General features: G+C 63.7%; 6 protein-coding genes. 2 read left to right on the forward strand and 4 right to left on the reverse strand.

The annotated features are described in order from the left end of the window. Positions 1 to 798, forward strand: a 798-nt coding sequence (dapE, locus tag JCM19049_RS07555) for a succinyl-diaminopimelate desuccinylase (RefSeq protein WP_054821279.1), incomplete at its 5' end; no start/stop codon positions are given. Between the two features lie 21 nt (positions 799 to 819). Here dapE and JCM19049_RS07560 read toward each other — a convergent pair. The 4 genes from JCM19049_RS07560 to JCM19049_RS07575 form a co-directional block, all read right to left on the reverse strand. Continuing rightward, positions 820 to 1830 (reverse strand): amino acid ABC transporter permease, encoded by a 1011-nt coding sequence (locus JCM19049_RS07560; RefSeq protein WP_279402695.1) that lies wholly within the window; start codon positions 1828 to 1830, stop codon positions 820 to 822. Continuing rightward, the gene (locus tag JCM19049_RS07565) at positions 1827 to 2507 is read right to left on the reverse strand and encodes an amino acid ABC transporter permease (RefSeq protein ID WP_054821280.1); all 681 of its coding nucleotides are present in this window, start codon (positions 2505 to 2507) and stop codon (positions 1827 to 1829) included. The genes JCM19049_RS07560 and JCM19049_RS07565 overlap by 4 nt, the downstream gene beginning before the upstream one ends. Before the next feature lie 98 nt (positions 2508 to 2605). Continuing rightward, positions 2606 to 3451 (reverse strand): glutamate ABC transporter substrate-binding protein, encoded by an 846-nt coding sequence (locus JCM19049_RS07570; RefSeq protein WP_054821281.1) that lies wholly within the window; start codon positions 3449 to 3451, stop codon positions 2606 to 2608. A gap of 33 nt (positions 3452 to 3484) precedes the next feature. After that, positions 3485 to 4258 carry an amino acid ABC transporter ATP-binding protein gene (locus JCM19049_RS07575; protein WP_054821282.1) on the reverse strand — a complete coding sequence of 258 codons (774 nt, stop codon included), beginning with the start codon at positions 4256 to 4258 and terminating at the stop codon, positions 3485 to 3487. Positions 4259 to 4708: 450 nt separating this feature from the next. Here JCM19049_RS07575 and JCM19049_RS07580 point away from each other — a divergent pair, with 450 nt between their 5' ends. Continuing rightward, on the forward strand, positions 4709 to 5404 hold the full coding sequence (locus JCM19049_RS07580) for a TIGR00730 family Rossman fold protein (protein ID WP_279402696.1): 696 nt from the start codon (positions 4709 to 4711) through the stop codon (positions 5402 to 5404). Positions 5405 to 5498 lie beyond the last annotated feature (94 nt).

Below are 5498 nucleotides of genomic sequence, written 5' to 3' on the forward strand. Positions count from 1 at the left end.
CTCTACGGGCGCGGCGCCACCGACATGAAGGGCGGGGTGGCGGTGCAGCTGCACCTGGCCGCCGCCTTGCGCAACCCAACCCACGACATCACCTACATCTTCTATGACCATGAGGAGGTGGAAGCGGCCAAGTCCGGACTGGGCCGGCTGCAGCGCGAGGCCCCGCACCTGCTGGCCGCGGACTTCGCGATCCTCCTGGAACCCACCAACGGCACGGTGGAGGGCGGCTGCAACGGCACCAGCCGCTTCATCGTGCGCACCCACGGCCGGGCGGCGCACTCTGCGCGCGCCTGGATGGGGCAGAACGCGATCCACGCCGCCGCCCCGATCCTGCAGCGCCTGGCCGACTACCAGGCCCAGACTGTGGACGTGCAGGGCCTGGCCTTCCGGGAGTCGCTGAGCGCCGTGCGGATCAGCGGCGGCATCGCCGGCAACGTGATCCCGGACCTGTGCGAGGTGAGCGTGAACTACCGCTTTGCCCCGGACAAGACCGTGGAGCAGGCCGAGGCCGTGGTGCGGGAGCTGATGGAGGGCTTCGAGGTGGAGCGCACCGACGGGGCGCTGGGGGCCACCCCGGGCCTGGACCAGCCGATCGCCGCCTCACTGGTGGCCGCCGTGGGCCAGGAGCCCAAACCCAAGTACGGGTGGACGGACGTGGCCCGGTTCTCGGCCATGGGTATCCCGGCCGTGAACTTCGGTCCCGGGGACGCACTGTTGGCCCACACCGATGATGAGCACGTGCCCCTGGACGCCATCCGGCGCTGCGCCCAGGCGCTGCACAGCTGGCTCCAGGAGTAGTGCCGCAAGCGTTACGGGCCTTTACGGACAGGCCCTGGCGCCGGGCACGAAAAAACTGCAGCGCCGGCGATGGGTGTTCCATCGCCGGCGCTGCAGTGCTATTCGGGGGAGTGGCAAGGGGGCGGGCCCCTCATCTCTAGTTGTTTCCCGCGGCCGGGATCCCCACATCCGGCGGCATGGTGGCGCTGGGGGCCGGGGCCGCCTTCTTGTCCCGCGGAACCCGGCTGTCAGCCGGCGGGAGACGATCTCCGCCAGCTTCGACAGGGCGAAGTTCAGCAGGATGAAGATCAGCGCACAGATCACCAGCGCCTGCAGCATGTTCGAGTTGCCGGTACCCACCAGCTTCGAGTTGAACAGCAGTTCGTTGAAGTTGATGATGTAGCCCAGCGCCGAGTCCTTCAGGATCACGATGAACTGGCTGATCAGTGCCGGCAGCATCGCGGTCAGCGCCTGCGGGATCTCGATCAGGCGCAGCGACTGGCCACGGGTCAGCCCGATGGCGATGCCCGCCTCACGTTGGCCCTTGGGCAGCCCATGCACGCCGGAGCGAATCAGTTCGGCCACCACGGACCCGTTGTAAAGGGTCAGCCCGATCACGACGGCGACAAACGGTGAGCTGGCCGGTTCAACCCAGCCGGCCCGGGCCAGCATGATCCACAGGAACAGCATCATCAGCAGCACCGGCACGGCGCGGAAGAATTCCACGACCACCGAGCTGAGGAAGTTGATCAGCTTGTTGTGGGCCAGGCGTCCCATGCCGAAGATGAAGCCAAAGACCAGGGAGGTCACGATCGAGATCGCCGCGGCCTTCAGCGTGTTCAGCAGGCCCGGCAGCACGTAATTCGACCAGATCGAACCCTTGGCAAAGACCGCCCAGCGTTCGGGGTTCAGCTGGTCCTTGCTGTTCATCACGTACAGGATGTAGCCGATCAGGGCCAGGGCCAGCAGGATGCCGATGATGTTCAGGACCATGATGCGCCGGCGCGCCTTGGGCCCCGGGGCATCGAAGAGGACCGATTGTGCGTTGCTCATCGTGCCACCGCCAGTTTCTTGGACAGCCAGGTGGTCAGTGCGCCGATCGGCAGCACGACGATGACGAACATCAGTGCCACGGTCAGGAAGATCAGGATGCCCACGTCGGCGCGGTACTCCAGCATCGTCTTCATCAGCCCGGAAATCTCGGCGACTGATCCGGCGATGGCCACGGTGGTGTTCTTAATCAGTGCGATCAGCACGTTGCCCATCGGGGCGATCGCCCCGCGGAACGCCTGGGGCAGGATGATGATGCGCGCCGCGGGCAGGAAGCTGAGCCCGATGGCGCGGGCCGCCTCGGCCTGTCCCAGCGGCACCGTGTTGACCCCGGAGCGGATGGCTTCACAGAAGAACGCGGCATGGTAGATGCTCAGGCCGATGATCGCGATCTGGAAGAAGTTCAGGTTGAAATCCGAGCTGAGCTTGAGCTCAAAAACGCCAAAGAGCACCAGCACACCGAAGGTGAGGATGATGGTCAGCGGGGTGTTTCGGAAGATATTGACGTAGGCGGTGCCAAAGGCCCGCAGGCTGGGGATGGGGCTGATCCGCATGATGGCCAGCAAGGTGCCCAGCACCAGCGATGCCAAGGCGGCCCAGAAGGTGAGTTGCAGGTTGGCCCAGAAGGACTCCAAGATCCGCTCACCGTACTCATCCCAAAGACTTAAATAGCCTTCCACGACGTGTTCTCCTTGGTCGGTGGATGGGGTGGAAACCGGTGGCGCCGTGCCCGGTGCAAACCGAAACACGGCACCACGTCGTTAGTGCGCTGGCCGGACTAGCTGCAGGCCTCGAACTCGGTCGGCGGGTTCAACTCGGCGTTCGGCTTGTAGCCGGTGCCTTCGGTGTTGGCATTCAGCGCCTTCTCCCACTCGCCCTCATCGATCATTTTCTTGATGGCGGTGTTGATGTCCTCGCACTTGTCGTTTTCCTTGTTCAGGCCCACGCCGTAGGGCTCTTCGCTGAACGGTGCGCCCACGACCTTGAACTTGCCCTTGTTCGCCTCGGTGGCGGCCAAGCCGGCCAGGATGATGTCATCGGTGGTGATCGCGTCCACGCCACCGGTCTCCAGCAGGCCCAGGCAGTCGGCGTAGCCCTGCTGCTCGACCAGATTGACGCCCGGGATGTCCTTCTTCACGTTTTCGGCCGAGGTGGAACCGGTGACCGAGCACAGGTTCTTGCCATCGAGCGAGTCCTTGCCCGTGATCGTGGAATCATCGGTGCGCACCAGCAGGTCCTGGCCGGCCACGAAGTACGGGCCGGCGAAGGCCACGCGCTCCTTGCGGGCGTCATTGATGGTGTAGGTCGCGAAGATCATGTCGACCTGGTTGGTTTCCAGCAGGGTTTCGCGGTTGGCCGAGGGGGCGGAGACGAACTCGATGTTGCCCTCGTCGTAGCCCAGCTCCTTGGCGACGTACTTGGCGACGTCCACGTCAAAACCGGTGTACTCATCGCCTTCCTTGAAGCCCAGGCCCGGCTGGTCGAACTTGATGCCGATGCGCACCTTCTCGCCGCCACCGTCGCCGCTTCCGGCGTCATCGGAACCCGATCCGCCGCATGAGGTCAGGGCCAGGCCTGCCACCGCGGCCATGGCGAGAATCGAACCGAAACGTGTCTTACGCATGATGTTCTCCTACTTGTGATGCGGGTGTGTGTATCAGTGGTTGGTGATGAGCTTGCCAAGGAAGTCCTTGGCCCGGTCGGTTTGCGGGTTGGTGAAGAAGTCGTTCGGTGCAGCCTGTTCGACGATCTTTCCGTCAGCCATGAAGATCACCCGGTCCGCGGCCTTGCGGGCGAAGCCCATCTCGTGGGTGACCACCAGCATGGTCATCCCCTCCTTGGCCAGGGTGACCATGGTGTCCAGCACCTCGTTGATCATTTCCGGGTCCAGCGCACTGGTCGGCTCATCAAAGAGCATGACCTTCGGGCGCATGGCCAGTGCGCGGGCGATGGCCACACGCTGCTGCTGGCCGCCGGAGAGCTGGGCCGGCAGCTTGTTGGCCTGGTTGGCTACTCCCACCCGTTCAAGCAGCTGCATGGCCAGCTTCTCGGCTTCGGACTTCTTCATGCCCTTGACCTTGATCGGGCCCAGGGTGACGTTCTCCAGAATCGTCTTGTGTGCAAACAAGTTGAAGGACTGGAAAACCATCCCGACATCGGCCCGCAGGTTGGCCAGGGCCTTGCCCTCTTCGGGCAGGGTCTTGCCATCGATCTTGATCGTGCCGTCATCGATTGTTTCCAAGCGGTTGATGGCACGGCACAGGGTCGACTTCCCTGAGCCCGACGGACCGAGGATCACGACTACTTCGCCCTTGGTAACTTCAAGGTTGATGTCGTTCAAGACATGCAGGGCACCGTAATGCTTGTTGACCGTGGTCAGCTGAACAATCGGGCCGTCATATGAAGATTGAGTCGCAGGATCTCTTTTCATAGATTAGACATTAGCCCATGTGACCGGGGTAACGCGATACGAATCACACTCGTCCAGAAGTTGTTACCAAATGGTAACGCGCACGTCGCAGCGGGAATGGCGCAAATTCGGAGTGCAAAGGCGTGACCAGGCCGGTGCCCGGGCAGGCTCCTTGCGTGCCGGTGGTCCGAGCGATGCACGCACGGTGAACCCAGTCTGAGCTGCCAAGTGCGGTGAAGGCATCCGCCAGCAGCGGAGTGGGTGCGGAGGCACCTGCCCTGGGGTAGGGGTGTGGCGCCGGATCGGGAGCAAGGGCGTCATTTGTTCGCTAACAGGATGCAATGAAGCAGCCCATAGTGGTGGCGGGACGGATAGAGTGAAGTCATGGCCCACAAAAGCAAGAGTGAACAAAACGCACGAGCCGGCAGAAAACTGCACGTCGAAGCCTCGTGGCCCGGCAAGACCCCGGGCATGCAGCTGGACCGCTACCTGCTTTCCGGGCCGCAGGAGGACTTCACCCACAATGACGTGTGGCGCGTGCTGCGGATTCAAAGCGAGTTCGTCTCCGGCTTCGGCACCCTGGCGGGGATCGGCCCGGCCGTCTCCGTTTTTGGTTCGGCCCGCACCGGGGAAGACAGCCCCTACTACCAACAGGCAGAGCGCATCGGACGCCGCCTGGCCGAAGCCGGACTGATCACCATCACCGGCGGGGGCCCGGGCGTCATGGGGGCGGCGAACCGCGGCGCGAGCGACGCCGGGGGAGTCTCGGTGGGGCTGGGCATTGAGCTGCCCTTCGAAACCGGACTGAACCAGTGGGTGAACAAGGGAATCAACTTCCGCTACTTCTTCGTGCGCAAGACGATGTTCGTGAAGTACTCCCAGGGCTTCATCGTGTTGCCCGGCGGCTTTGGAACCCTGGATGAGCTCTTCGAGGCGCTGACCCTGGTCCAGACCGAGAAGATCACCAGCTTCCCCATCGTGCTGGTGGGGAAGGACTACTGGGGCGGCATGGTCGACTGGCTGACGAACGTGGTGGCCGAGGAGCGCTGCATCTCGCCGAAGGACCTGAACCTGTTCACCCTCACCGATGACCCGGACGAAGCGGTTGACGTGGTGATCAGCGCGCTGATTGATGCAAACTCCTCGCATAACTCGGAAGGGATCTGATGTCCTTCCTGCTGGTGGCGCTGGCGATTGTGCTGTGTGGCGCGGCGGCGTTCTACCTCAGTGCGCTGCGCCGTCCGGCACGCTCCGCGGGGCG

Source organism: Arthrobacter sp. JCM 19049 (assembly GCF_001310435.1).